The following is a 21,668-nucleotide window of genomic DNA, read 5'->3' on the forward strand; positions in this document are numbered from 1 at the left end:
CATCGGTAGCAGGACATGGAAGCTCAGAACATCCGCATTCGCCTCAAGGCGTTCGACCACCGCGTGCTTGATCAGGCCACCGGCGAAATCGCCGACACCGCCCGTCGCACCGGCGCCCTCATTCGAGGCCCCATTCCTCTGCCGACCAAGATCGAGAAGTTCACGGTCAACCGTGGCCCTCACATCGACAAGAAGTCGCGTGAACAGTTTGAAGTGCGCACCTACAAGCGCCTCCTGGACATCGTGCAGCCCAACGCCGCCACCGTCGATGCTCTGATGAAGCTCGATCTGGCCGCTGGCGTTAACGTTGAAATCAAGCTGGCGTAAGCCGCGGGGGCCTGCTAAGGGCCCCCATCTCGCGTTGCCTGATTCGTCTTTTGGCTGAGTCTGGCGGGGTTTTCTCAGCCCCTTCGAACGCGATGATTACAGGGATACCTCCGGCAGGGGCCTTCGGGCAAAGCCGGGCAAGCGTCCCCCGTCTTGTCACAACGCTTTTTGCGTGGTGGCGCGCAGCCCGGACGGGGCTCGTTTAAAAACAGGGCTGTAAAAACACGCCTGTGGGGGATGGGCCTCCGCAGGCCTCTGTGCATTTAAGGAGTATGGATCATGCGCACCGGCGTGATCGCTAAGAAGGTGGGGATGACCCGCCTTTTCCAGGAAGACGGTCGCCACGTTCCCGTGACGGTTCTGTCGCTGGAAGATTGCCAGGTGGTTTCGGTTCGCACAGCAGAGCGTGACGGTTACGTCGCGGTCCAGCTGGGTGCGGGCGCCGCCAAGCAGAAGAATGTCGCCAAGCCGCAGCGTGAGCATTTCGCCAAGGCTGAAGTGCCGCTGAAGATGGAAGTCGCCGAATTCCGCGTCGCCGACGATGCCCTGCTCGATGTGGGTGCAACGATCGCCGCCTCGCACTTCGTCGATGGCCAGCTGGTGGACATCACGGGTCACACCCAGGGTAAGGGCTTTGCCGGCGCTATGAAGCGCTGGGGCTTCGGCGGTATGCGCGCCACCCATGGTGTGTCGATCTCTCACCGTGCGCATGGTTCGACGGGTAACCGTCAGGACCCCGGCAAGGTCTTCAAGAACAAGAAGATGGCCGGCCACATGGGTGACCGTCAGCGCACCCAGCAGAATCTCGAAGTCGTTCGCACCGACAGCGATCGCGGCCTGATCTTCGTGAAGGGCTCCGTGCCCGGCGCCAAGAACGGCTGGTTGCTGGTTCGCGATGCGGTCAAGGTTTCGCGTCACGCCGACGCGCCGTATCCCGCTGGCATCAAGTCGGCCAACGATACGGCTGCCCCGGCTGTCGAAGCCGACGCTGGTCAGGAGGGTTAAGCCGTGAAGGTCCAGATCAAGAATCTCGACGGTTCGGCCGCTGCTGGCGAAATCGAACTGAACGATGCTGTGTTCGGCCTGGAGCCGCGCGCTGACATCCTGCACCGCGTTGTCACCTGGCAGCTCGAGAACCGTCGCGGCATCGCCCGTGGCGCCCGCGAGCGTTCGGACGTTGCCCGCACCGGCAAGAAGTTCGGCAACCAGAAGGGTGGCGGTTCCGCCCGTCACGGCGATCGCAAGGCTCCCGTCTTCATCGGCGGTGGTAAGGCGATGGGTCCGCGCGTTCGCGAGTTCAACATCTCGCTGAACAAGAAGATCCGCGCGCTTGGCCTCAAGCTCGCCCTGTCCTCGAAGGTCGACAATGGCCTGATCGTGGTCGACAGCCTGGAACTGGCCGAAGCCAAGACCAAGGGCCTGGCCGCCACCTTCGCCAAGGCTGGCATTGCCGGCAAGGTGCTGGTGATCGACGGTGAAGCCGTGAACGCTGGTTTCGCGCAGGCTGCCGGCAACCTCGTGGGCGTCAATGTGCTCCCCGCCGTGGGTGCCAATGTCTACGACATCCTGAAGCATGACACGCTGGTGCTGACCCGCGCCGCTGTCGAAAAGCTGGAGGCCCGTTTCAATGGCTAACGGTATCGACACTCGTCATTACGACGTGATCGTGGCGCCCCACATCACCGAGAAGACCACGCTGCTCTCCGAGCACAACGCCGTGGTGTTCAAGGTGGCTGACAAGGCGACCAAGCCCGAAATCAAGGCAGCTGTGGAAGCGCTCTTCGACGTCAAGGTCGTTGGTGTGAACACGCTGACCCAGAAGGGCAAGACCAAGCGCTGGAAGGGCAAGCCCTACAAGCGCAGCGACGTCAAGAAGGCGGTCGTGACGCTGGCTCCCGGCCAGTCGATCGACGTCACGAGCGGGATCTAACGGGCCATGGCACTTAAGAGCTATAACCCGACCAGCCCGGCCCGTCGTGGCCTCGTTCTGGTCGACAAGTCGTCCTTGTGGAAGGGCAAGCCGGTCAAGGCGCTTACCGAAGGTAAGAGCAAGACCGGTGGCCGTAACAACAAGGGCCATGTGACCTCGCGCGGTATCGCCGGCGGTCACAAGCAGAAGTATCGTTTCATCGACTTCAAGCGTCGCAAGTGGGATGCCCCCGCGACCGTGGAGCGTCTGGAATACGATCCCAACCGCACGGCCTTCATCGCTCTGGTGAAGTACGAGGACGGCGAGCAGACCTACATCCTGGCGCCTCAGCGCCTGGCCGTGGGTGACGTGATCGTCGCCGGCGAAAAGACCGACGTGAAGCCCGGCAATGCCATGCTTCTGTCCCAGATGCCGGTCGGCACCATCATCCACAATGTGGAGATGAAGCCGGGCAAGGGCGGTCAGATCGCGCGTTCGGCCGGCACCTATGTGCAGGTCGTGGGTCGTGACCGTGGCATGGTGATCGTTCGCCTGAACTCGGGCGAGCAGCGTTACCTGCGTGGCGATTGCATGGGCACCGTTGGCGCCGTGTCGAACCCCGACAACGCCAACCAGAACCTGGCGAAGGCCGGTCGCAACCGCTGGCTGGGCAAGCGCCCGCTGACCCGCGGTGTGGCCAAGAACCCCGTCGACCACCCGCACGGTGGTGGTGAAGGCCGTACTTCGGGTGGTCGTCACCCGGTTACGCCTTGGGGCAAGCCGACCAAGGGTGCTCGCACGCGCCACAACAAGCGGACGGACAATATGATCATCCGCTCGCGCCACGCCAAGAAGAAGAGGTAATCGACAATGGCTCGTTCCGTTTGGAAAGGTCCTTTCGTCGACCTGCACCTGCTCAAGAAGGCGGAAGCCGCGCAGGATGCTGGCTCGCGCGCTGCCCCGGTGAAGACCTGGTCGCGCCGTTCGACGATCCTGCCGCAGTTCGTTGGTCTGACGTTCAACGTCTACAACGGGCACAAGTTCATCCCCGTGTCCGTCAACGAGGACATGGTCGGCCACAAGCTTGGTGAATTCGCGCCCACGCGCTCGTTCCCGGGTCACGCCGCTGACAAGAAGGGCAAGCGCTGATGAGCAAGCCTAAAGCTCCCCGTCGCGTTGGCGACAACGAAGCCCTGTCGGTCGGCACGCAGATCCGCGGTTCGGCCCAGAAGCTGAACCTGGTGGCTGCGCTGATCCGCAACCGCAAGGCGGAAGACGCGCTCAACATCCTGACCTTCTCGAAGAAGGCCATGGCTGTCGATGCGAAGAAGGTGCTGGCCTCGGCCATCGCCAACGCCGAGAACAACCACAACCTGGACGTCGACAACCTCGTCGTCGTCGAGGCGTCGGTCGGCAAGTCGATCACGATGAAGCGCTTTCATACCCGCGGCCGTGGCAAGTCCACCCGCATTCTGAAGCCCTTCAGCCGTCTGCGCATCGTGGTGCGCGAAGTTCAGCAGGAGGCTTGATCCATGGGTCATAAGTCCAACCCCATCGGTCTGCGTCTGCAGATCAACCGCACCTGGGACAGCCGCTGGTATGCGGAAGGTCGCAGCTACGGCAAGCTTCTTGAGGAAGACCTCAAGATCCGCAAGTTCATCATGAAGACGCTGCCGCAGGCCGCGATCTCCAAGGTGGTGATCGAGCGTCCTGCCAAGCTGTGCCGCGTGTCGATCTATGCCGCCCGTCCGGGCGTCATCATCGGCAAGAAGGGCGCCGACATCGAGAAGCTGCGTTCGCAGCTCGCCAAGATGACCGGCAGCGACGTCAAGCTGAACATCGTCGAAATCCGCAAGCCGGAAGTCGATTCGAAGCTCGTCGCTCAGGGTATCGCGGATCAGCTGATCCGTCGTATCGCCTTCCGTCGCGCCATGAAGCGTGCGGTGCAGTCGGCTCTGCGTCTTGGTGCCGAAGGCATCAAGATCACCTGCTCGGGTCGTCTGGGCGGCGCCGAAATCGCGCGTGTGGAGTGGTATCGCGAAGGTCGCGTGCCGCTGCACACCCTGCGTGCCAACATCGACTATGCCGACGCCGAGGCGCTGACCGCCTATGGCATCATCGGTATCAAGGTCTGGATCTTCAAGGGTGAAATCCTTGGTCACGACCCGATGGCGCAGGATCGTCTCAACATGGAGGCTCAGACCTCCGGCGTGCGTCCGTCGCGCTGAGGGCTTGAGGTAACAGATCATGTTGCAACCGAAGAAAACCAAGTTCCGCAAGGCCTTCAAGGGCCGCATCAAGGGTGAAGCCAAGGGCGGCACCGATCTGAACTTCGGTTCCTACGGCCTCAAGGCCCTGGAACCCGAGCGTATCACCGCTCGCCAGATCGAAGCTGCGCGTCGCGCCATCACCCGCCACCTGCGTCGTCAGGGCCGTCTGTGGATCCGCGTGTTCCCCGACGTGCCTGTGTCGAAGAAGCCTGCCGAAGTCCGTCAGGGCAAGGGCAAGGGTTCGATCGAATATTGGGCAGCTCGCGTGAAGCCGGGCCGCATCCTGTTCGAGGTCGACGGCGTTGCCGGCCAGCTCGCCGCGGAGGCTTTCAGCCGCGCCGCGATGAAGCTGCCGATCAAGACCAAGGTTGTTGCCCGCCTGGGCGACACCTCGCATCTGGGAGGTGAAGAATGACCAAGGCTACTGATCTGCGCGCCAAGAGCGACGACCAGCTGACCGAAGATCTGGGCAACCTGAAGCGCGAGGCCTTCAACCTGCGCTTCCAGGCCGCCACGAATCAGCTGGAGCGCCCGGCCCGCATCAAGGAAGTGCGCCGCGATATCGCCCGCATCAAGACGCTCCAGAGCGAGCGTTCGGCTGCAGCGAAGGCGTAAGGAGACAACCATGCCCAAGCGTATTCTGATCGGGACGGTTGTTTCCGACAAGACCGACAAGACCGTGGTCGTGAAGGTCGAGCGTAAGGTGAAGCATCCCATGTACGGGAAGATCATCCGTCGTTCGAAGAAGTATCACGCTCACGACGAAGACAATGCTGTAAAGGTTGGCGAAGTCGTCCGCATCGAGGAGACCGCGCCCATCTCGAAGCTGAAGACCTGGAAGGTGATCGACCGGGTTCAGGCGGGCAAGACGGCGGCTGTCGAAGCCGACGTTTAAGCCTCAACAGCGCGTTGAAAAAATCGCTGGTGCTCTAGCCGTTTTGCGGCTAGGGCGCCGGCTCGTTTTTTGGAACTGCCGGACTGGTTCCGGCAAGCCTAGCGTAAGGAACCGGATCAATGATCCAGATGCAATCCCAGCTTGACGTTGCTGACAACAGCGGCGCCAAGCGTGTCCAGTGCATTAAGGTGCTGGGCGGATCGAAGCGTCGCGTTGCGGGCGTTGGCGACATCATCGTGGTGTCGATCAAGGAAGCCCAACCGCGCGCCAAGGTCAAGAAGGGCGACGTTCACCGTGCGGTGATCGTGCGCACCCGTAAGGACGTCCGTCGTCCCGACGGTTCGGTTATCCGTTTCGACGGTAACGCAGCTGTGCTGATCAACAAGAACGCGGAGCCCATCGGCACGCGTATCTTTGGCCCCGTGGTTCGCGAACTGCGCGCCAAGGGCTACATGAAGATCATCTCGCTGGCTCCGGAGGTGCTGTAATGTCCGCTGCTAAGATCAAGAAGGGCGACAACGTTGTTGTGCGCTCGGGCAAGGACAAGGGCCGCACCGGCACCGTCCTGCAGGTTCTCCCCAAGGAGGACAAGATCGTGGTTGCCGGCGTGAACATCGCCGCGCGTCACCGCAAGCCCAGCCAGGCGAATCCTCAGGGCGGCATCGACCGTCGCGAGGCTCCCATGGCGATCAGCAAGGTCGGTCTGGCCGATCCGAAGACCGGCGCGGCCACCCGCGTGCGCTTCGAGACGATCGATGGCAAGAAGGTCCGCGTTGCGGTCAAGTCCGGGGAGAAGATCGATGGCTGATAAGTATACGCCCCGCCTGAAGGGCAAGTACGACGCCGAGATCGCCAAGGCGATGACCGAGAAGTTCGGTTATACCAACGCCCTGCAGATCCCGCGCATCTCCAAGATCACGCTCAACATGGGCGTGGGTGAGGGCACTCAGGACCGTAAGAAGGTCACGACTGCCGCCGCTGAAATGGAGCTGATCGCCGGTCAGAAGCCGGTCGTGACGCGCGCGAAGAAGTCGGTTGCCCAGTTCAAGCTGCGCGAAGGCATGGCGATCGGCTGCAAGGTCACGCTGCGTCGCGAGCGCATGTATGAATTCCTGGACCGTCTGATCACCGTCGCGATGCCCCGCATCCGCGACTTCCGTGGCCTGAACCCGAAGAGCTTCGATGGCCGTGGCAACTATGCCATGGGTCTGAAGGAGCAGATCATCTTCCCGGAAATCAGCTACGACCAGATCGACAAGGTTCGTGGGATGGACATCATCGTGACCACCACGGCCAACACCGACGAAGAAGCTCGTGAGCTGCTGCGTCTTTTCGGCTTCCCCTTCCCTCAGGAAGAAGAAGCCAAGCAGGCTGCTTGAGTGCAGCCTCGCAAGGTTTAAGAAAGAGAGCTTAAGTCCATGGCGAAACTGAGTTCGATCAACAAGAACGAGCGTCGCAAGGCCCTCGTCAAGAAGTATGCTGCGAAGTATGCCAAGCTGAAGGCTGTGGCGGACGATCAGCAGGCTGATGATACCGAGCGTCTCATTGCCCGTCTGAAGCTGGCGGAAATCCCGCGCAACGCGAATCCTACCCGCGTTCGCAACCGCTGCGCCACCACCGGCCGCCCGCGCGGCTACTATCGCAAGTTCGGCCTGTGCCGTGTTGAGCTGCGTGATCTGGCCAACAAGGGCCTGATCCCCGGCGTGACCAAGTCGAGCTGGTAAGGATACTTCGATGGCTTTGACCGATCCCCTGGGTGATATGCTCACCCGCATCCGCAACGGGCAGCAGGCGAAGAAGGATTCCGTCCTTTCGCCCGCGTCCAAGCTGCGCGCCCGCGTGCTGGAAGTTCTCCAGCGCGAGGGTTACATCCGCGGTTTCACGGAGGATGCCACTGGCCTCCATCCGCAGCTGCGCATCGAGCTGAAGTACTTCGAAGGCGAGCCCGCCATCAAGCACGTCGCTCGCGTCTCCAAGCCCGGTCGCCGGGTGTACTCGGGTAGCAAGGAGCTCCCCGTGGTGCGCAACGGCCTTGGCATCACCATCGTCTCGACGCCGCGTGGCGTGCTTTCGGATGCCGAAGCGCGCGCTGCCAACGTCGGTGGCGAAGTGCTGGCGGAGGTGTTCTAATGAGCCGCATCGGCAAAAAGCCGGTCGTCATTCCGGCCGGCGTCACCGCCACCATCAATGATGGTGTGCTCACCGTGAAGGGTGCCAAGGGCACGCTCACGCTGGGTCTGGCTGACGAGATCACCTACGCGATCGAAGATGGCGCGATTTCGATGCAGCCCGCCAACGACACCAAGCGCGCTCGCGCGTTCTGGGGTCTGCAGCGCACTCTGGTCGCCAATCTGGTGACCGGCGTGACCGAAGGCTACAGCAAGACCTTGCTCATCACCGGCGTTGGCTACCGTGCCACCGCCCAGGGCAAGACTCTTAAGCTGCAGCTGGGCTACAGCCACGACGTCAACTTCCCTGTGCCCGAGGGCATCGAGGTCAAGACCCCGGATAACACCACGGTCGAGATCTCGGGCATCGACAAGCAGAAGGTTGGCCAGGTGGCCGCGGAGATCCGTCGCTGGCGCAAGCCCGAACCCTACAAGGGCAAGGGTATCAAGTATCGCGGCGAGTTCATCTTCCGCAAGGAAGGGAAGAAGAAGTAATGGCCAAGCTGTCACTTTTTGCGCGCCGCCGTCGGCGCGTTCGCACCGCGCTCAAGGCGCGTGCCGGTGGGCGTCCTCGCCTGTCCGTGCATCGCACCGGCCGCCACATCTACGCCCAGATCATCGACGACGCTTCGGGTCGCACGGTCGCTTCGGCCTCTTCGCTCAAGAAGGGTTCCAAGGAGATCGGCGCGAACGTTGCTTCGGCGACTGCCGTGGGCAAGGAGCTGGCCGAGGCTGCCAAGGCTGCCGGCATCACGACTGTCGTGTTCGATCGCGGTGGTTTCCTGTTCCATGGCCGCGTCAAGGCGCTGGCCGATGCCGCCCGTGAAGGCGGGCTGGAGTTCTGATCATGGCTGACGAAACCAACCAGGAAGTCGAGACCGTCGCAGCTGCCGCCCCCGAGGGTGGTGAGCGCGAAGGTCGTCGTGGTCGCGGTCGCGGCGGTGAGCGTGGTGGCGAGCGTGGCGAACGCCGCGGTCGCCGCGATGATCGTCGTGGCAAGCCCGAGGAAGAGCAGGGCGAAGAGCTGATCGAGAAGCTGGTTCACATCAACCGCGTCTCGAAGACCGTCAAGGGCGGTAAGCGCTTCGGTTTTGCCGCTCTGGTCGTCGTTGGCGACGGCAAGGGCCGCGTGGGCTTCGGTCATGGCAAGGCGCGCGAAGTGCCTGAAGCCATCACCAAGGCCACTGCTTCGGCCAAGAAGAAGATGATCCGCGTCGCTCTGAAGGAGGGTCGTACCCTTCATCACGACGGCAAGGGCCACTTCGGCGCCGGCAAGGTGAATGTGCGTTCGGCCCCGGCCGGTACGGGCATCATCGCGGGCGGCCCGATGCGCGCTGTCTTCGAGAGCCTGGGCGTTCATGACGTGGTGACCAAGTCGGTCGGCACCTCGAACCCCTACAACATGATCCGCGCCACCTTCGCGGCTCTGGGTGAGCAGACCTCGCCCAAGTCGGTGGCGCAGCGTCGCGGCAAGAAGGTCACCGACCTGCTGTCGCGCGATGGTCATCACCACAGCGAGGCGCAGCTTGAAGCTGCTGCCGCTGCGATTACGGAGTAAGCGCAATGGCAACCATCAAGCTCAAGCAGATCGGTTCGCCGATCCGCCGCCCCGAGCATCAGAAGAAGATGCTGATCGGCCTGGGTCTTAACAAGATGAATCGCGTCGTCGAGCTTCAGGATACCCCTGAAGTGCGCGGCACGGTCGCCAAGCTGCCGCATCTGGTCGCCGTGATCGACTGATCACTGCCTTGATGTGCAAGGAATTGGGCCTCGGCGGAAACGCCGGGGCCTTTTTCTTTGGCGGTGGGGAAGGGGGCAAGGAAACCACAAAATATGGTGACAAACCCTGACTCTTGCCCTATGGGCCCCGCTTCCATTCAGCGCGTGGCCGCAAGGTTGCGCGCTTCTTTCAGCGCGACAATAGCGAAAGCGAGTGCATATTATGACCAAGCTTAACGAACTCTTCGACAACTATGGCGCCCGTCACCGTCGCATGCGCGTCGGCCGTGGCATCGGCTCGGGCAAGGGCAAGACTGCCGGCCGTGGTCAGAAGGGTGCCAAGGCGCGTTCGGGCGTCTCGGTGAACGGCTTCGAAGGCGGCCAGATGCCGCTCCACATGCGTCTGCCGAAGCGCGGCTTCAACAACCCCTTCGGCAAGGACTATGCCGAGGTGAACCTGGGCCTGATCCAGAAGTTCATCGAAGCCGGCAAGCTGGACATCTCGGGCGTCGTCGATCACGCTGCTCTGAAGGCCGCTGGCCTGGCCCGTGGCGGCAAGGACGGCGTGCGTCTGCTGGCCAAGGGTGAATTCTCCTCGAAGGTTTCCTTCAAGGTTGCCGGTGTCTCGAAGGGCGCGCGCGCCGCTGTCGAGGCCGCTGGTGGTTCGGTCGACGTGCCGGCCCCCAAGGCTGCTGCGGAATAATTCGCAATGAATTGACGGGCGGGGTTCCAGAGACCCCGCCCGTCTCTTATATGGGGTCTTCCGAAACCGGAGAGACTACCGCCGCTCATGCGACACGGATGTGTGCGGCCCCATCCAAGGCTTGACCATCTCATGGCTTCACGCGCCGACAATATCGCGAGCACGCTCAGTCTCGCCAATTTTTCCAAGGCGACCGAACTCAAGAACCGCATCTGGTTCACGGTGGGCGCCCTGATCGTTTTCCGCTTCCTCAGCTTCGTGCCGCTGCCCGGGATCAATCCGCTGATCCTCGACAAGCTCTATTCGCGCACGCAGGGCGGTATCCTCGACATTTTCAACACCTTCTCGGGTGGTTCGCTTCAGCGCATGAGCCTGATCGCACTGGGCGTGATGCCTTACATCACCGCCTCGATCGTGGTTCAGCTGGGCGCCTCGCTGCACCCCGCGCTGGCCTCCCTGAAGAAGGAAGGCGAGAGCGGCCGCAAGAAGATGAACCAGTACACCCGCTATGGCGCGGTGCTGCTGACCGCCATTCAGGGCTATTTCGTCGCCACCGGCCTCGAAGCCTATGGCGCGTCGAGCGGCCTGCAGGCGGTGGTGCTGCCCAGCATGATCTTCCGCATCTCGGCTGTCATCAGCCTGATCGGCGGCACGATGTTCCTGCTGTGGCTGGGTGAGCAGATCACCTCGCGCGGGATCGGCAACGGTACGTCGCTGATCATCATGGCGGGTATCGTCGCCCAGATGCCGCAGTTCTTCACCCAGCTGTTCGAAGGCGGCAGCTCGGGCTCGGTCAGCCCGATCGTCATCATCGGCATGCTGGCGCTGGTCATCGGCATGATCCTGTTCATCAGCTTTATGGAGCGCGCCACGCGCCGCCTGCTGATCCAGTATCCCAAAAGGCCAACGCAGAATGGCATGATGCATGCCGACCGCAGCCACCTGCCTCTGAAGATCAACACCGCGGGCGTGATCCCGCCGATCTTCGCCAGCTCGCTGCTGCTGCTGCCGCTGACCATCACGCAGTTTGCCGGTAAGTCGGTTTCGCCCGACAGCAAGCTGGGCGGGGTGATCGTGGCGCTCAACCAGTATCTGGGCCATGGCAAGCCGCTCTATATGCTGCTCTATGCCCTGGGCATCGTGTTCTTCTGCTTCTTCTACACCGCGGTTGTCTTCAACCCGGAGGAGACGGCGGACAATCTGAAGCGCAATGGCGGCTTCATCCCCGGCATCCGCCCGGGCAAGAACACGGCGACCTACCTGGATTACGTGCTGACGCGAATCACGGTTCTGGGCGCTGCCTATATTACTATAGTCTGCATTGTGCCTGAGTTCTTCATGGAACAGACTGGCCTGCGTCTGGTGGTGGCCGGTGGCACCAGCCTGCTGATCGTGGTGAACGTGACCGTGGATACGATCACGCAGATCCAGTCGCATCTGCTGGCGCATCAGTATGGCGATCTCATCAAGAAGGCGAAGCTGAAGGGCCGCATGCGCTAAGCGCGGCCCCAAAGCCTGATTTCTGAACCGCCGATTCAGTGGGGGAATAAGGACGTGAACATCATTCTGCTTGGGCCGCCGGGGGCGGGCAAGGGAACCCAGGCGCAACGTCTGGTCGAGCGTTTCGGGATGAAGCAGCTTTCCACCGGTGACATGCTGCGCGCCGCGGTGAAGGCGCAGACCGCCGTTGGCCTTCAGGCCAAGGCGGTGATGGAGCGTGGTGAACTGGTCTCCGACGAGATCGTCTCGGCGCTGATCGGTGAAGAGCTGGACGCGATGGGTGCCGACACCGGCGCGATCTTCGACGGCTATCCCCGCACCGAGGCGCAGGCCGAATCGCTCGATGGCATTCTGGCCTCGCGCGGTCGCAAGCTGGATCATGTGATCGAGCTGGAGGTCGATGAGGACGCTCTGGTTGAGCGCATCACCGGTCGCTACACCTGCGCCACCTGCGGCAAGGGCTATCACGATCACTTCGAGAAGCCCAAGGTCGAGGGCGTCTGCGACAAGTGCGGCGGCACTGAGTTCAAGCGTCGTCCTGACGATAATGAGGCCACTGTCCGCACCCGCATGGCCGAATATCGCGCGAAGACCGCGCCGATCCTGCCGGTCTATGAGGCGCGCGGCATCGTGCATCGCGTCGACGGCATGGCGCCGATGGATGATGTGACCGCTGCCATTGCGGGCATCATCGGCTGACGTCTCAAAGTGATACGTTTTCGGGGGTAGGGGAGTGCCAAGTGGCACCTTTGACCTGCTTCCTGCTTTGGTGTAACAATCGGGCGGAGCTGATCCCATGGATCGGCTCCGCTTTCGGCTTTTTAGCCCGAAGTCACGTTGACTTTCCGGTCAGCGTTGACACTTGGCGCGAATCGGTTTAGTCGCGCCCTTCACTCGACAAAAATAGGACAGTTCGGTTAGGGATTCGCCATTGGAATTGCCATGGTGGGGCCAGCCGAATGGTTTTGTTTGGGTTTTCGGGTGCATGAGCGTTGAGATGGAGGCCTTGAAGCACCCTCCGGCATCCCCATATGGAGATGCACCGGATTGTTGCCATGGGCTTCTGTGGAGCATGGAGAAGTAAGTGGCTCGTATTGCCGGGGTAAACATCCCCACCAACAAGCGCGTGATCATCGCGCTGACCTACATTCACGGCATTGGTGCGTTCAAGGCCAAGCAGATCGCCGACAAGCTGGGTATCGACCATACCCGCCGCGTGCAGGACCTTTCCGACCAGGAAGTGCTCCACATCCGCGAGACGATCGACGCTGAGCACACCGTGGAAGGCGACCTGCGTCGCGAAACCGCGATGAACATCAAGCGTCTGATGGACCTGGCCTGCTACCGCGGCCTGCGTCACCGTAAGGGCCTGCCGGTCCGCGGTCAGCGCACGCACACCAACGCCCGCACCCGCAAGGGCAAGGCCAAGCCCATCGCTGGCAAGAAGAAGTAAGCCCTAAACCGGCTCACCCTCTCTTTTTGTACAGAATACAGGATTTTATCCAATGGCACGTGAACCCCAGCGCCTTCGTAAGCGGGAGCGCAAGAACATCACCAGCGGCATTGCACACGTCAATGCCAGCTTCAACAACACCATGGTCACCATCACCGATGCCCAGGGCAATGCGATCAGCTGGTCGTCTGCCGGCATGATGGGCTTCAAGGGCTCGCGCAAGTCGACCCCTTATGCTGCCCAGGTGGCCGCTGACGACGCCGGCAAGAAGGCCGCCGAACACGGCGTGCGCACGCTGGAAGTGGAAGTGAAGGGCCCGGGTTCGGGTCGTGAGAGCGCCCTGCGCGCCCTCCAGGCGGTCGGTTTCACCATCACGTCGATCCGCGACGTGACGCCGATCCCGCACAACGGCGTTCGCCCCTCCAAGCGTCGTCGCGTCTGACGATGCATCGGTGACAAGCGCCTGATCTGGCGCTTGTCGCTTTTCTGCAAGGCCGCCGCATCACGCGCGTGATGCGCGGCCTTTCCCGCCAGAATAACCCCAGGGGAAGTCCATGACTGTCAACATCAAGAACTGGCAGGAACTGAAGAAGCCCAACGCCCTCGAGATCAAGCCGGGTGCCGATGGCAAGCGCCGTGCGACGTTCGTCGCCGAGCCGCTTGAGCGCGGTTTCGGCCTGACGCTGGGCAACGCGCTGCGTCGCGTGCTGCTCTCGTCGCTTCAGGGCGCGGCGATCACCTCGATCAAGATCGAGAATGTCCTGCATGAGTTCTCCAGCCTGGCTGGCGTCCGCGAGGACGTGACCGACATCGTGCTGAACGTGAAGCAGATCGCCCTGCGCATGCAGGGTGAGGGCCCCAAGCGCCTCCAGCTGTCGGCCACCGGCCCGGCTGAGGTCAAGGCGGGCGACATCGCCGTCACCGGCGATATCGAGGTGATGAACAAGGATCTGGTGATCTGCCATCTCGACGAAGGCGCCACCCTGAACATGGAACTGACCGCCGACACCGGCAAGGGTTACGTTCCGGCCGTTCAGAACCGCCCCGTCGACGCGCCGATCGGCCTGATCCCCGTTGACTCGCTCTACTCGCCGGTGCGTCAGGTCAGCTACAAGGTTGACAACGCCCGTATCGGCCAGGAGCTGGACTACGACAAGCTGAACCTCTCGGTGGAAACCGACGGCACCATCACCCCCGAAGACGCCGTGGCCTATGCCGCGCGCATCCTTCAGGACCAGCTGGCGCTGTTCGTCCACTTCGAGGACGTTGCTCCCATCGGTGCGCCTTCGCTCGCCGGTCTGGGCGGTGCTGCCAGCGCCGCTCCGGAAGAGGGCGACACCAACCAGCTCAACCGCTACCTTCTCAAGAAGGTGGACGAGCTGGAGCTTTCGGTCCGTTCCGCCAACTGCCTCAAGAACGACAACATCATCTACATCGGCGATCTGGTTCAGAAGACCGAAGCCGAGATGCTGCGCACGCCGAACTTCGGCCGCAAGTCGCTCAACGAGATCAAGGAAGTTCTCTCTTCGATGGGTCTGCGCCTCGGCATGGACATCCCGGGCTGGCCGCCCGAGAACATCGAGGAAATGGCCAAGAAGCTCGAACAAGAGTTGCTGGGCTAAGGAATTGGGAAGGCGCTCCGCAAGGGGCGCCTTCTGCCTTTAAGTGAGGGCTTCGTTTTCGAAGCTCTGACAAAACGGCGACAGGTGGCTGCCGTGAATGCCACCAGGATCGGGCTACCTGATACGGGCCCCCTACGAACGGAAGGACTTATTTATGCGTCATAAGCACGGTCAGCGTAAGCTGCAGCGCACCAGCGGTCATCGCGCCGCCCTCCTGCGCAACCTGTCGGCTTCGCTCATCAAGCACGAGCAGATCACCACCACGCTGGCCAAGGCCCGCGAGCTGCGTCCCTACATCGAAAAGCTGATCACGCTGGGCAAGCATGGCGGCCTTTCGAACCGCCGTCTGGCTCACGCCCGTCTGCAGGACGACGCTCAGCTGGTGAAGCTGTTCGACACCCTCGCCGAGCGTTATGCTTCGCGCGCCGGTGGCTACACCCGCATCGTGAAGGCCGGTTTCCGCGCTTCGGACGCCGCTCCGATCGCGATCATCGAGCTGGTGGACCGCGACGTCTCGGCCAAGGGCCAGGACTCGGGCCCGGTGCTGGTCGCCGAGGGCGAAGAGGCGTAAGCCTTTCGGTTTTAGCGTCTCGCTGAAACAAAAAGAGCGGCTCCGGAAGCAATTCCGGGGCCGCTTTTTTTTGTTTTGGAAGGGGATTGAGAAGGGGACATGCGAGGGCCATCGCCCTCGCGCTCCCTTTATTGTCTACGTTGCGCGTCCTGCGAAACCTTCGGCACGCATTCCAGCCATGCCTGCCTGCGGCGTCTTCCTGTGGGCAACATGCCTGTCACATTGCGCCTGCTGACAAGCATGTTAGTGTCACCGTCAACAAGACACAGATGGGGGCGGCATTGTTGCGTGACGGATCGAATGGGGCAGGGCGTGTTGGTTTGCTTTCCATCGCGGCAGTTTCGGTTTTGACCATGGCCTCCATCGCCTCCGCTCAGCCACCGGCTCCCGCTTATCCGCAAACCCGGCAGGGCGATGTGGTCGAGCAGAAATTCGGCGAAACCATCCACGATCCCTATCGCTGGCTGGAAAACAACGTCCGTTCCGATCATGAAGTCGCCGATTGGGTCGAGCGCGAGAACGCCGTCACCCAGACCTATCTCGCCCAGCTTCCTGGCCGCGACTGGTTCGCCCAGAACATCCGCGAGCTGACCAATTTCGAACGCTTCGGCCTGCCTCACAAAGCCGGGCACCGCTATTTCTACCTGCGCAACTCCGGCCTGCAAAATCAGGCCCAGCTTTTCGTGCGCGATGGGCTGCATGGTGAGCCGCGCCTTTTGCTCGACCCCAACACATGGGCCAAGGATGGCGCCACTGCGCTCGATCAATGGGTGGCCTCGCCCGATGGTCATCATCTGGCCTATTCCATTCAGGACGGCGGCAGCGACTGGCGCAGCCTGAAGGTCGTCGATGCCACCACCGGCAAGCTGCTGCCTGACGAGATCCATTGGGTGAAGGAATCCGACATCGCCTGGGTCGGGCGCGAGGGCTTTCTCTATTCCCGCTTTCCCGCTCCGCCCAAGGGGCAGGATTTCGAGGCGATCAACTACAACCACGCCCTCTATTTCCACCGCCTCGGCACGCCGCAGAGCGCCGACGAGCTGGTCTACAACTCCCCGGACCATCGGGACTGGAACCATGTCGCTCAGGTGACCTCGGACGGTCGCTATGCCGTGATCACCACGGCCATCGGCACCGATGCCCGCTTCCAGATCCATGTCATCGATCTCAAGCAGCGCCGGGATAAGGGGTGGACCGCCCGCCCGCTGATCACCGGCTTCGACAATTCGTGGAAGCTGGTGGACAGCATGGGCACGCGCCTGTGGTTCCTCACCAACTGGCAGGCGCCGCGCTATCGCCTCGTGTCGATCGATCTGGCTGAGCCCAACCCCCAATGGCGCGAGGTGCTGGGGCAGGGCGAAGCCACCTTGCAGCAGGCCAGCATCGTCGGCCATCGCCTGATCGTCTCGATGCTGAAAGATGCCGCAACCCGCGCCATCATCATCGATCTCAACGGCAAGCCGATGCGCGGGCTGGCGCTCAATGGCATCGGCACGGCCAGTGGCTTCAACGGCAAGCCGGGCGACGATGAGACCTTCTACAGCTTCTCCAGCTTCAACCGGCCTTCGACAGTCTATCGCCTCGATCTGAAAAGCGGCAACAGCGAGATCTTCGCCCAGCCCAAACTCAGCTTCGATCCCGAGGATTACGCCATCGAGCAGCGCTTCTACGCCTCGAAGGATGGCACCAAGGTGCCGATGTTCATCGTGCGCAGCAAGGCCGCTGTGGGCAAGGCGGTGCCGACGCTGCTCTATGGCTATGGCGGCTTCGATATTGCGCTCACGCCGGGCTTCTCAGCGGCGCGTATGGCATGGCTGAGGGCCGGCGGCGCCTTCGCCATGGCCAATTTGCGCGGCGGCGGCGAATATGGCGCGGCGTGGCACGATGCCGGGCGTCTGGCCAACAAGCAGAACGTTTTCGACGACTTTATCGCGGCGGGCGAATTCCTGATCCGCGAGGGCATCACCCCCAAGCATGGTCTGGCCATTCAGGGCGGATCGAACGGCGGCCTGCTCGTCGGCGCCGTCACCAACCAGCGGCCCGATCTTTTTGCGGCGGCCAATCCGGCAGTGGGCGTGATGGATATGCTGCGCTTCGACCAGTTCACGGCGGGGCGCTATTGGGTCGATGATTACGGCTATCCAAGCAAGGAGGCCGATTTCCGCAACCTGCGCAGCTACTCGCCCTATCACAACATCCGCAGCGGGGTGGACTATCCCGCCATCATCGTCACCACCGCCGACACCGACGACCGCGTGGTGCCGGGCCACAGCTTCAAATACACCGCCGCTTTGCAGGCGGCGCCTCTGGGGCCGAAACCGCATCTGATCCGCATCGAGACGCGCGCGGGCCATGGCGCAGGCAAGCCGACCGACAAGGCCATTGCCGAAAGCGCCGATGTGCTGGCGTTTCTGGCCGCGTGGTCAGGTTTGAATGTGTCAGGCCTGAAGGTGGGGGGCTGAGGCGGGGGCTTCCCGCTCCCCCTCGACCGCGCGGGGCTTGTTCCAGATCAGCGGCCAGATCAGCACCTCGCCTAGCGACTGCGGTCGCCTGGGCATGCCGGTGGTGGGGCGCCCCTCGGGGCGGCGATAGAAGCCGCAGAGCAGATCGAAGATCGGCAGCACAGCCGCGAAATTCTGATCGTAATGTTCGGGCTGCGTCGAGTGGTGGCGCCGGTGATAGGCGGGGCTGTTAAGCACCCATGACCATCGCCCGAAATTGATCGGCAGATCGGCATGAGCGAAGAAATTCCACAGGCTGGCGATGCCGAAAGCGAAAGCGATCGCACCCGTGGGGCGGATCACCATCAGTGTGGCCGACCAGATCGTCACCTGCTTGATCAGCGGATCGGCCCAGTAATGGCGCTGGGTGGTCAGCACGCTCATGTTCGGGTCGGAGTGATGCAGCGAATGCAGCGCCCAGAGGAAGGGAATGCGGTGCTGGGCGACGTGGAACAGCCACTCCAGCCCGTCACGCACCACAAAGAAGATCAGAAGGCCTGCCCAGAAAGGCAGATGCGCGCCATCGATCAGCGCAGGCCCCGCCCAGCCGTGCAGCAGCGGCACGAGGAACAGCACCACCGCGATCTGCAACAGCGTCACCTGCAGATTGCGCCAGCCGTCATGCTGGCCCTGCCCCTTGCGCTGTTCGATCAGCAGCAGGACAAGCACGACCACCAGTTCGGGCAGAAAGGCATAGAACAGATCCATGGCTCCGTTCTAGGCGAGGCTGGTTAACAAAGCGCGCAGGGCGTGTTGGAGCGTCGGATGAGGAAGCCGACGCCCAGATTGGGTCACAATCACGCATTAGCCTGCTGGCATGCGCCTGCGACCCTCTTTGCCATCGATCCCCGCGATCCTGCTGCTGATCGGCTCGGCGCATGCGCAGGAGGCGCCGCCCGAACATGCGCCGCTCAACCATGTGCAGGATATGATGGAGGAGGAGCGCCGCCTGGTTCACCCCGGCCAGCACCGCGCCGATTGCCCGGCGGAGGACCCTTTCAACAAGGCCATCGTGGTCTGCGCGCCTGATAACAGCCAGCGCTACCGCGTCCCGCCTTCCAGCGATGATCCGCATGATCCCGCAGCAACGCGCGGAGGGCCCTTGAAGGCACCCGATATGTATGGTGGCCCGCCATGCACGCAGGTCTGTATTCATGGCGGTTATGCCCCGCCGCCGGTCTATTACATTGACCTCTCGAAAATCCCCGAGGCGCCCCCCGGCAGCGATGCCGACAAGATCGCCAAGGGCGAAATGCGCGCGCCCTGAGCCAAAGAAAAGGGCGCTTCCGCGCGATGCGGAAACGCCCTTTGCTGTTGCTTGCCGGAAGGCCGATCAGATGTGGATCGGCTTGCCCTGCACGGCCATGGCCGCTTCCTTGATCGCTTCCGAGTGGGTCGGGTGAGCGTGGCAGGTGTAGGCGATGTCTTCGCTGGTCGCGCCGAACTCCATGGCCTGCGCGGCCTGAGCGATCATCGTCCCGGCAACGCTGGCGATGATCCACACGCCCAGCACGCGGTCGGTGGTGGCGTCAGCGATCACCTTCACGAAGCCATCGGGCTCGCGGTTGGTCTTGGCGCGGCTGTTGGCCAGCATCGGGAACTTGCCGACCTTCACCGTGTGACCGGCGGCCTTGGCGGCCTCCTCGGTCAGGCCCACGCCCGCGAATTCGGGAGTGGTGTAGACCACGCCGGGGATCACGTCATGGTTCACGATGCCGGTCAGGCCCGCGATGTTCTCGGCGACGGCAATGCCCTCGTCCTCGGCCTTGTGGGCCAGCATCGGGCCGGGGATCACGTCGCCGATCGCCCAGACGCCATCGACCTTGGTGCGGAAGTCATGATCGGTTTCGATCTGACCGCGCGCGTTCAGCTCCAGACCGATGTTTTCCAGACCCAGACCCGAGGTGTTGGCGCGGCGGCCAATGGCCACCAGCACGGCGTCAGCCTTCAGCTGCTCGGCATTGCCACCGGCGGCGGCTTCGATGTCGAGCGTGACGGTCTTGCCCTCGACCTGAGCGCCGGTGACCTTCGTCGAAAGCTTCAGCTCGAAGCCCTGCTTCTTGAAGATCTTGGCGGCTTCCTTGCGCACGTCGCCGTCCATGCCGGGGAACAGCTGGTCGAGGAACTCGACCACCGTCACCTTGGCACCCAGACGGCGCCACACCGAACCCAGCTCCAGACCGATCACGCCGCCGCCGATGACGACCAGATGCTCGGGGATGCGGTCCAGCGCCAGGGCGCCGGTGCTGTCCACGATGATCCCGGCGTCATTGTCGACTTCCACGTTGGGCAGCGGCATCACCGAGGAACCCGTTGCGATCACGATGTGCTTGGCGGTGTAGGTCGTGCCGGCCACCTCAACGGTGTGTGCGTCCTTGAACTGCGCATAGCCCTTGAGCCAGTCGATCTTGTTCTTCTTGAAGAGGAACTCGATGCCGCCGGTCAGATCCTTGACCGCCGCAGCCTTTTCACCCTGAAGCACCGAGAGGTCGATCTCGACGCCGGTGGTCTTCACGCCGAACTTGGCGGCGGTGCCATGGGCGACTTCCTCGAACAGCTCCGAGCCATGCAGCAAGGCCTTCGAGGGAATGCAGCCCACGTTGAGGCAGGTGCCGCCCAGCGTCTCGCGGCCCTCGGCGCAGGCGGTCTTCAGACCAAGCTGCGCCGCACGGATGGCGGCCACATAACCGCCGGGGCCCGCGCCGATGACGAGAACGTCGTACTGATAATCAGCCATTCTTCTATCCTTCCAGCGCTCAGAGGTCGATCAGCAGACGGTTGGGGTCTTCGATCGCTTCCTTGATGGTCTTGAGCGCGGTCACGGCTTCGCGACCGTCGATCAGGCGGTGATCGTAGGACAGGGCGATGTACATCATCGGGCGGATCACGATCTGGCCGTTGCGGACCACCGGGCGGTCCTCGATACGGTGCAGGCCGAGCACGGCCGACTGGGGCGGGTTGATGATCGGGGTCGACATCAGGCCGCCGAACACGCCGCCGTTGGAGATCGTGAAGGTGCCGCCCTTCATGTCTTCCATGGTCAGCTTGCCTTCCTTGGCAGCCTTGCCATAGTTGGCGATGGCCTTCTCGATGTCGGCGAAGGACATCTTGTCGACATTGCGCACCACCGGCACCATCAGGCCCGAGGGAGCCGACACGGCGACCGAGAGATCGACGTAATCGAAATAGACGATCTCATCGCCGACGATCTGCGCGTTGACGCCCGGAATGTCCTTGAGCGCCAGGCACGAGGCCTTGGCGAAGAAGGACATGAAGCCCAGCTTCACGCCATGCTTCTTCTCGAAGCTGTCCTTGTACTTGTTGCGCGCTTCCATCACCGCCGACATGTCGACGTCGTTGAAGGTGGTCAGCAGGGCGGCAGTGTCCTGCGCGCTCTTCAGACGCTTGGCGATGGTCTGGCGCAGGCGGGTCATCTTGACGCGCTCTTCGCGGCGCTCATTGCTGGGCGCGGCGACCGGGGCCGAGACGGCAGCGGCGGCAGGCGAGGAGGCCTTGGCCTGAGCGGCGGCAACCACGTCTTCCTTGGTGATGCGGCCGTCCTTGCCCGAACCCTTGATGGTGGCCGGATCGATGCCGTATTCCAGCACGGCGCGACGCACGGCGGGGCTCAGCACGGCCGGATCGCTGCTTTCGGCAGCGGCGGGCTCGGCGGGGGCCACCGGGGTGACGGGGGCAGCAGCAGCCGGGGCAGGGGCCGCGGCGGCAGGCGCAGCAGCCGGAGCGGCGGCAGCGCCGCCGGCTTCGATGGTGGCGATCACGGTGCCGACGGTGACGGTTTCACCCTCGGGGAACAGCTGGGCGCCCAGCACGCCCGCGACGGGCGAGGGCACATCGACAGCAACCTTGTCGGTTTCGAGGCTGGCGATGGGCTCGTCGAGGGCGACGGTCTCGCCGGGCTTCTTGAGCCACTGGCCGATGGTGGCTTCGCTGACCGATTCGCCGAGCGTGGGGACTTTGACTTCCGTGGACATGATGGATTCCGATCTTTCAGACGGGAAAATTAGATAAA

Annotated in this window: 32 protein-coding genes; 29 read left to right on the forward strand and 3 right to left on the reverse strand. The window is 62.8% G+C overall.

What is annotated here, in order from left to right; genetic code table 11:
• The first annotated feature begins 15 nt into the window (after positions 1-15).
• From rpsJ to HGK27_RS03690, 28 genes are all read left to right on the forward strand, one after another.
• Positions 16-327, forward strand: coding sequence for a 30S ribosomal protein S10 (gene rpsJ / locus HGK27_RS03555; protein ID WP_007011873.1), 312 nt, complete (start codon positions 16-18; stop codon positions 325-327).
• Positions 328-606: 279 nt separating this feature from the next.
• Positions 607-1,332 (forward strand): 50S ribosomal protein L3, encoded by a 726-nt coding sequence (gene rplC / locus HGK27_RS03560; RefSeq protein WP_206238790.1) that lies wholly within the window; start codon positions 607-609, stop codon positions 1,330-1,332.
• A gap of 3 nt (positions 1,333-1,335) precedes the next feature.
• Positions 1,336-1,962, forward strand: coding sequence for a 50S ribosomal protein L4 (gene rplD / locus HGK27_RS03565; RefSeq protein WP_068091582.1), 627 nt, complete (start codon positions 1,336-1,338; stop codon positions 1,960-1,962).
• Positions 1,955-2,257 (forward strand): 50S ribosomal protein L23, encoded by a 303-nt coding sequence (locus HGK27_RS03570; protein WP_068091579.1) that lies wholly within the window; start codon positions 1,955-1,957, stop codon positions 2,255-2,257. Before rplD ends, HGK27_RS03570 begins: the two co-directional genes overlap by 8 nt.
• 6 nt (positions 2,258-2,263) lie before the next feature.
• Entirely contained in the window at positions 2,264-3,100 is an 837-nt protein-coding gene (gene rplB / locus HGK27_RS03575) for a 50S ribosomal protein L2 (protein ID WP_206238792.1), read from the forward strand.
• A gap of 6 nt (positions 3,101-3,106) precedes the next feature.
• Positions 3,107-3,385, forward strand: a complete 279-nt coding sequence (rpsS, locus tag HGK27_RS03580) for a 30S ribosomal protein S19 (RefSeq protein ID WP_206238793.1) — start codon at positions 3,107-3,109, stop codon at positions 3,383-3,385.
• Positions 3,385-3,765, forward strand: a complete 381-nt coding sequence (gene rplV, locus HGK27_RS03585; protein WP_206238795.1) for a 50S ribosomal protein L22 — start codon at positions 3,385-3,387, stop codon at positions 3,763-3,765. The genes rpsS and rplV overlap by 1 nt, the downstream gene beginning before the upstream one ends.
• Positions 3,766-3,768: 3 nt before the next feature.
• Positions 3,769-4,464 carry a 30S ribosomal protein S3 gene (gene rpsC, locus HGK27_RS03590; RefSeq protein ID WP_068091565.1) on the forward strand — a complete coding sequence of 232 codons (696 nt, stop codon included), beginning with the start codon at positions 3,769-3,771 and terminating at the stop codon, positions 4,462-4,464.
• 19 nt (positions 4,465-4,483) lie between these two features.
• Positions 4,484-4,921 (forward strand): 50S ribosomal protein L16, encoded by a 438-nt coding sequence (gene rplP, locus HGK27_RS03595; protein WP_206238797.1) that lies wholly within the window; start codon positions 4,484-4,486, stop codon positions 4,919-4,921.
• A complete protein-coding gene (gene rpmC, locus HGK27_RS03600) occupies positions 4,918-5,121 on the forward strand; it encodes a 50S ribosomal protein L29 (RefSeq protein WP_206238798.1) in 204 nt (67 codons plus the stop codon). Before rplP ends, rpmC begins: the two co-directional genes overlap by 4 nt.
• 10 nt (positions 5,122-5,131) lie before the next feature.
• Entirely contained in the window at positions 5,132-5,401 is a 270-nt protein-coding gene (gene rpsQ, locus HGK27_RS03605; protein WP_206238800.1) for a 30S ribosomal protein S17, read from the forward strand.
• Between the two features lie 119 nt (positions 5,402-5,520).
• Positions 5,521-5,889, forward strand: coding sequence for a 50S ribosomal protein L14 (gene rplN, locus HGK27_RS03610; RefSeq protein WP_068091552.1), 369 nt, complete (start codon positions 5,521-5,523; stop codon positions 5,887-5,889).
• On the forward strand, positions 5,889-6,209 hold the full coding sequence (gene rplX, locus HGK27_RS03615; RefSeq protein ID WP_068091549.1) for a 50S ribosomal protein L24: 321 nt from the start codon (positions 5,889-5,891) through the stop codon (positions 6,207-6,209). Before rplN ends, rplX begins: the two co-directional genes overlap by 1 nt.
• On the forward strand, positions 6,202-6,780 hold the full coding sequence (rplE, locus tag HGK27_RS03620; protein WP_068091546.1) for a 50S ribosomal protein L5: 579 nt from the start codon (positions 6,202-6,204) through the stop codon (positions 6,778-6,780). Before rplX ends, rplE begins: the two co-directional genes overlap by 8 nt.
• Before the next feature lie 39 nt (positions 6,781-6,819).
• Positions 6,820-7,125: a 30S ribosomal protein S14 gene (gene rpsN, locus HGK27_RS03625; protein ID WP_206238802.1), complete on the forward strand. Its 306-nt coding sequence runs from the start codon at positions 6,820-6,822 to the stop codon at positions 7,123-7,125.
• Between the two features lie 10 nt (positions 7,126-7,135).
• Entirely contained in the window at positions 7,136-7,531 is a 396-nt protein-coding gene (gene rpsH, locus HGK27_RS03630) for a 30S ribosomal protein S8 (protein ID WP_068091540.1), read from the forward strand.
• Positions 7,531-8,064 carry a 50S ribosomal protein L6 gene (gene rplF, locus HGK27_RS03635; RefSeq protein WP_206238804.1) on the forward strand — a complete coding sequence of 178 codons (534 nt, stop codon included), beginning with the start codon at positions 7,531-7,533 and terminating at the stop codon, positions 8,062-8,064. Before rpsH ends, rplF begins: the two co-directional genes overlap by 1 nt.
• Positions 8,064-8,414, forward strand: coding sequence for a 50S ribosomal protein L18 (rplR, locus tag HGK27_RS03640; protein ID WP_206238806.1), 351 nt, complete (start codon positions 8,064-8,066; stop codon positions 8,412-8,414). Before rplF ends, rplR begins: the two co-directional genes overlap by 1 nt.
• 2 nt (positions 8,415-8,416) lie before the next feature.
• Complete coding sequence (gene rpsE, locus HGK27_RS03645) at positions 8,417-9,127, forward strand: 30S ribosomal protein S5 (protein ID WP_206238808.1); 711 nt, start codon at positions 8,417-8,419, stop codon at positions 9,125-9,127.
• 5 nt (positions 9,128-9,132) lie between these two features.
• Complete coding sequence (rpmD, locus tag HGK27_RS03650) at positions 9,133-9,309, forward strand: 50S ribosomal protein L30 (RefSeq protein WP_206238809.1); 177 nt, start codon at positions 9,133-9,135, stop codon at positions 9,307-9,309.
• A gap of 202 nt (positions 9,310-9,511) precedes the next feature.
• Positions 9,512-9,991, forward strand: a complete 480-nt coding sequence (rplO, locus tag HGK27_RS03655) for a 50S ribosomal protein L15 (protein WP_206238811.1) — start codon at positions 9,512-9,514, stop codon at positions 9,989-9,991.
• 132 nt (positions 9,992-10,123) lie between these two features.
• Entirely contained in the window at positions 10,124-11,491 is a 1,368-nt protein-coding gene (secY, locus tag HGK27_RS03660) for a preprotein translocase subunit SecY (RefSeq protein ID WP_206238813.1), read from the forward strand.
• A gap of 54 nt (positions 11,492-11,545) precedes the next feature.
• Positions 11,546-12,190 carry an adenylate kinase gene (locus tag HGK27_RS03665; RefSeq protein ID WP_206238815.1) on the forward strand — a complete coding sequence of 215 codons (645 nt, stop codon included), beginning with the start codon at positions 11,546-11,548 and terminating at the stop codon, positions 12,188-12,190.
• Positions 12,191-12,575: 385 nt separating this feature from the next.
• Positions 12,576-12,944, forward strand: a complete 369-nt coding sequence (gene rpsM, locus HGK27_RS03670; RefSeq protein WP_206238817.1) for a 30S ribosomal protein S13 — start codon at positions 12,576-12,578, stop codon at positions 12,942-12,944.
• 52 nt (positions 12,945-12,996) lie between these two features.
• Positions 12,997-13,386 carry a 30S ribosomal protein S11 gene (rpsK, locus tag HGK27_RS03675; RefSeq protein WP_068091513.1) on the forward strand — a complete coding sequence of 130 codons (390 nt, stop codon included), beginning with the start codon at positions 12,997-12,999 and terminating at the stop codon, positions 13,384-13,386.
• A 112-nt stretch (positions 13,387-13,498) separates the two neighbouring features.
• Positions 13,499-14,566, forward strand: coding sequence for a DNA-directed RNA polymerase subunit alpha (locus HGK27_RS03680; protein WP_068091510.1), 1,068 nt, complete (start codon positions 13,499-13,501; stop codon positions 14,564-14,566).
• Positions 14,567-14,720: 154 nt separating this feature from the next.
• On the forward strand, positions 14,721-15,137 hold the full coding sequence (gene rplQ, locus HGK27_RS03685; RefSeq protein WP_206238818.1) for a 50S ribosomal protein L17: 417 nt from the start codon (positions 14,721-14,723) through the stop codon (positions 15,135-15,137).
• A gap of 353 nt (positions 15,138-15,490) precedes the next feature.
• Positions 15,491-17,599, forward strand: a complete 2,109-nt coding sequence (locus tag HGK27_RS03690) for a prolyl oligopeptidase family serine peptidase (RefSeq protein ID WP_206242779.1) — start codon at positions 15,491-15,493, stop codon at positions 17,597-17,599.
• Here HGK27_RS03690 and HGK27_RS03695 read toward each other — a convergent pair.
• The gene (locus HGK27_RS03695; RefSeq protein ID WP_206238820.1) at positions 17,576-18,346 is read right to left on the reverse strand and encodes a sterol desaturase family protein; all 771 of its coding nucleotides are present in this window, start codon (positions 18,344-18,346) and stop codon (positions 17,576-17,578) included. The genes HGK27_RS03690 and HGK27_RS03695 overlap by 24 nt on opposite strands.
• Before the next feature lie 109 nt (positions 18,347-18,455).
• On the opposite strand from HGK27_RS03695, the gene HGK27_RS03700 reads away from it, so the two are divergent.
• The gene (locus tag HGK27_RS03700; RefSeq protein ID WP_206238821.1) at positions 18,456-18,905 is read left to right on the forward strand and encodes a hypothetical protein; all 450 of its coding nucleotides are present in this window, start codon (positions 18,456-18,458) and stop codon (positions 18,903-18,905) included.
• Positions 18,906-18,971: 66 nt separating this feature from the next.
• Here HGK27_RS03700 and lpdA read toward each other — a convergent pair whose 3' ends face one another.
• Both lpdA and odhB read right to left on the reverse strand, forming a co-directional pair.
• Positions 18,972-20,375, reverse strand: coding sequence for a dihydrolipoyl dehydrogenase (gene lpdA / locus HGK27_RS03705; RefSeq protein ID WP_206238823.1), 1,404 nt, complete (start codon positions 20,373-20,375; stop codon positions 18,972-18,974).
• Positions 20,376-20,394: 19 nt separating this feature from the next.
• The gene (gene odhB, locus HGK27_RS03710) at positions 20,395-21,630 is read right to left on the reverse strand and encodes a 2-oxoglutarate dehydrogenase complex dihydrolipoyllysine-residue succinyltransferase (protein WP_206238825.1); all 1,236 of its coding nucleotides are present in this window, start codon (positions 21,628-21,630) and stop codon (positions 20,395-20,397) included.
• Positions 21,631-21,668 lie beyond the last annotated feature (38 nt).

The organism is Novosphingobium terrae, from assembly GCF_017163935.1.
Taxonomy (GTDB): Bacteria; Pseudomonadota; Alphaproteobacteria; order Sphingomonadales; family Sphingomonadaceae; genus Novosphingobium; species Novosphingobium terrae.

Bases quoted from the DNA above. Each gene is read 5' to 3' on its own strand.
- rpsJ (WP_007011873.1), top strand. From the start codon at position 16: ATGGAAGCTCAGAACATCCGCATTCGCCTCAAGGCGTTCGACCACCGC.
- rplC (WP_206238790.1), top strand. From the start codon at position 607: ATGCGCACCGGCGTGATCGCTAAGAAGGTGGGGATGACCCGCCTTTTC.
- HGK27_RS03570 (WP_068091579.1), top strand. From the start codon at position 1,955: ATGGCTAACGGTATCGACACTCGTCATTACGACGTGATCGTGGCGCCC.
- rplB (WP_206238792.1), top strand. From the start codon at position 2,264: ATGGCACTTAAGAGCTATAACCCGACCAGCCCGGCCCGTCGTGGCCTC.
- rpsS (WP_206238793.1), top strand. From the start codon at position 3,107: ATGGCTCGTTCCGTTTGGAAAGGTCCTTTCGTCGACCTGCACCTGCTC.
- rplV (WP_206238795.1), top strand. From the start codon at position 3,385: ATGAGCAAGCCTAAAGCTCCCCGTCGCGTTGGCGACAACGAAGCCCTG.
- rpsC (WP_068091565.1), top strand. From the start codon at position 3,769: ATGGGTCATAAGTCCAACCCCATCGGTCTGCGTCTGCAGATCAACCGC.
- rplP (WP_206238797.1), top strand. From the start codon at position 4,484: ATGTTGCAACCGAAGAAAACCAAGTTCCGCAAGGCCTTCAAGGGCCGC.
- rpmC (WP_206238798.1), top strand. From the start codon at position 4,918: ATGACCAAGGCTACTGATCTGCGCGCCAAGAGCGACGACCAGCTGACC.
- rpsQ (WP_206238800.1), top strand. From the start codon at position 5,132: ATGCCCAAGCGTATTCTGATCGGGACGGTTGTTTCCGACAAGACCGAC.
- rplN (WP_068091552.1), top strand. From the start codon at position 5,521: ATGATCCAGATGCAATCCCAGCTTGACGTTGCTGACAACAGCGGCGCC.
- rplX (WP_068091549.1), top strand. From the start codon at position 5,889: ATGTCCGCTGCTAAGATCAAGAAGGGCGACAACGTTGTTGTGCGCTCG.
- rplE (WP_068091546.1), top strand. From the start codon at position 6,202: ATGGCTGATAAGTATACGCCCCGCCTGAAGGGCAAGTACGACGCCGAG.
- rpsN (WP_206238802.1), top strand. From the start codon at position 6,820: ATGGCGAAACTGAGTTCGATCAACAAGAACGAGCGTCGCAAGGCCCTC.
- rpsH (WP_068091540.1), top strand. From the start codon at position 7,136: ATGGCTTTGACCGATCCCCTGGGTGATATGCTCACCCGCATCCGCAAC.
- rplF (WP_206238804.1), top strand. From the start codon at position 7,531: ATGAGCCGCATCGGCAAAAAGCCGGTCGTCATTCCGGCCGGCGTCACC.
- rplR (WP_206238806.1), top strand. From the start codon at position 8,064: ATGGCCAAGCTGTCACTTTTTGCGCGCCGCCGTCGGCGCGTTCGCACC.
- rpsE (WP_206238808.1), top strand. From the start codon at position 8,417: ATGGCTGACGAAACCAACCAGGAAGTCGAGACCGTCGCAGCTGCCGCC.
- rpmD (WP_206238809.1), top strand. From the start codon at position 9,133: ATGGCAACCATCAAGCTCAAGCAGATCGGTTCGCCGATCCGCCGCCCC.
- rplO (WP_206238811.1), top strand. From the start codon at position 9,512: ATGACCAAGCTTAACGAACTCTTCGACAACTATGGCGCCCGTCACCGT.
- secY (WP_206238813.1), top strand. From the start codon at position 10,124: ATGGCTTCACGCGCCGACAATATCGCGAGCACGCTCAGTCTCGCCAAT.
- rpsK (WP_068091513.1), top strand. From the start codon at position 12,997: ATGGCACGTGAACCCCAGCGCCTTCGTAAGCGGGAGCGCAAGAACATC.
- HGK27_RS03680 (WP_068091510.1), top strand. From the start codon at position 13,499: ATGACTGTCAACATCAAGAACTGGCAGGAACTGAAGAAGCCCAACGCC.
- rplQ (WP_206238818.1), top strand. From the start codon at position 14,721: ATGCGTCATAAGCACGGTCAGCGTAAGCTGCAGCGCACCAGCGGTCAT.
- HGK27_RS03690 (WP_206242779.1), top strand. From the start codon at position 15,491: ATGGCCTCCATCGCCTCCGCTCAGCCACCGGCTCCCGCTTATCCGCAA.
- HGK27_RS03695 (WP_206238820.1), bottom strand. From the start codon at position 18,346: ATGGATCTGTTCTATGCCTTTCTGCCCGAACTGGTGGTCGTGCTTGTC.
- HGK27_RS03700 (WP_206238821.1), top strand. From the start codon at position 18,456: ATGCGCCTGCGACCCTCTTTGCCATCGATCCCCGCGATCCTGCTGCTG.
- lpdA (WP_206238823.1), bottom strand. From the start codon at position 20,375: ATGGCTGATTATCAGTACGACGTTCTCGTCATCGGCGCGGGCCCCGGC.
- odhB (WP_206238825.1), bottom strand. From the start codon at position 21,630: ATGTCCACGGAAGTCAAAGTCCCCACGCTCGGCGAATCGGTCAGCGAA.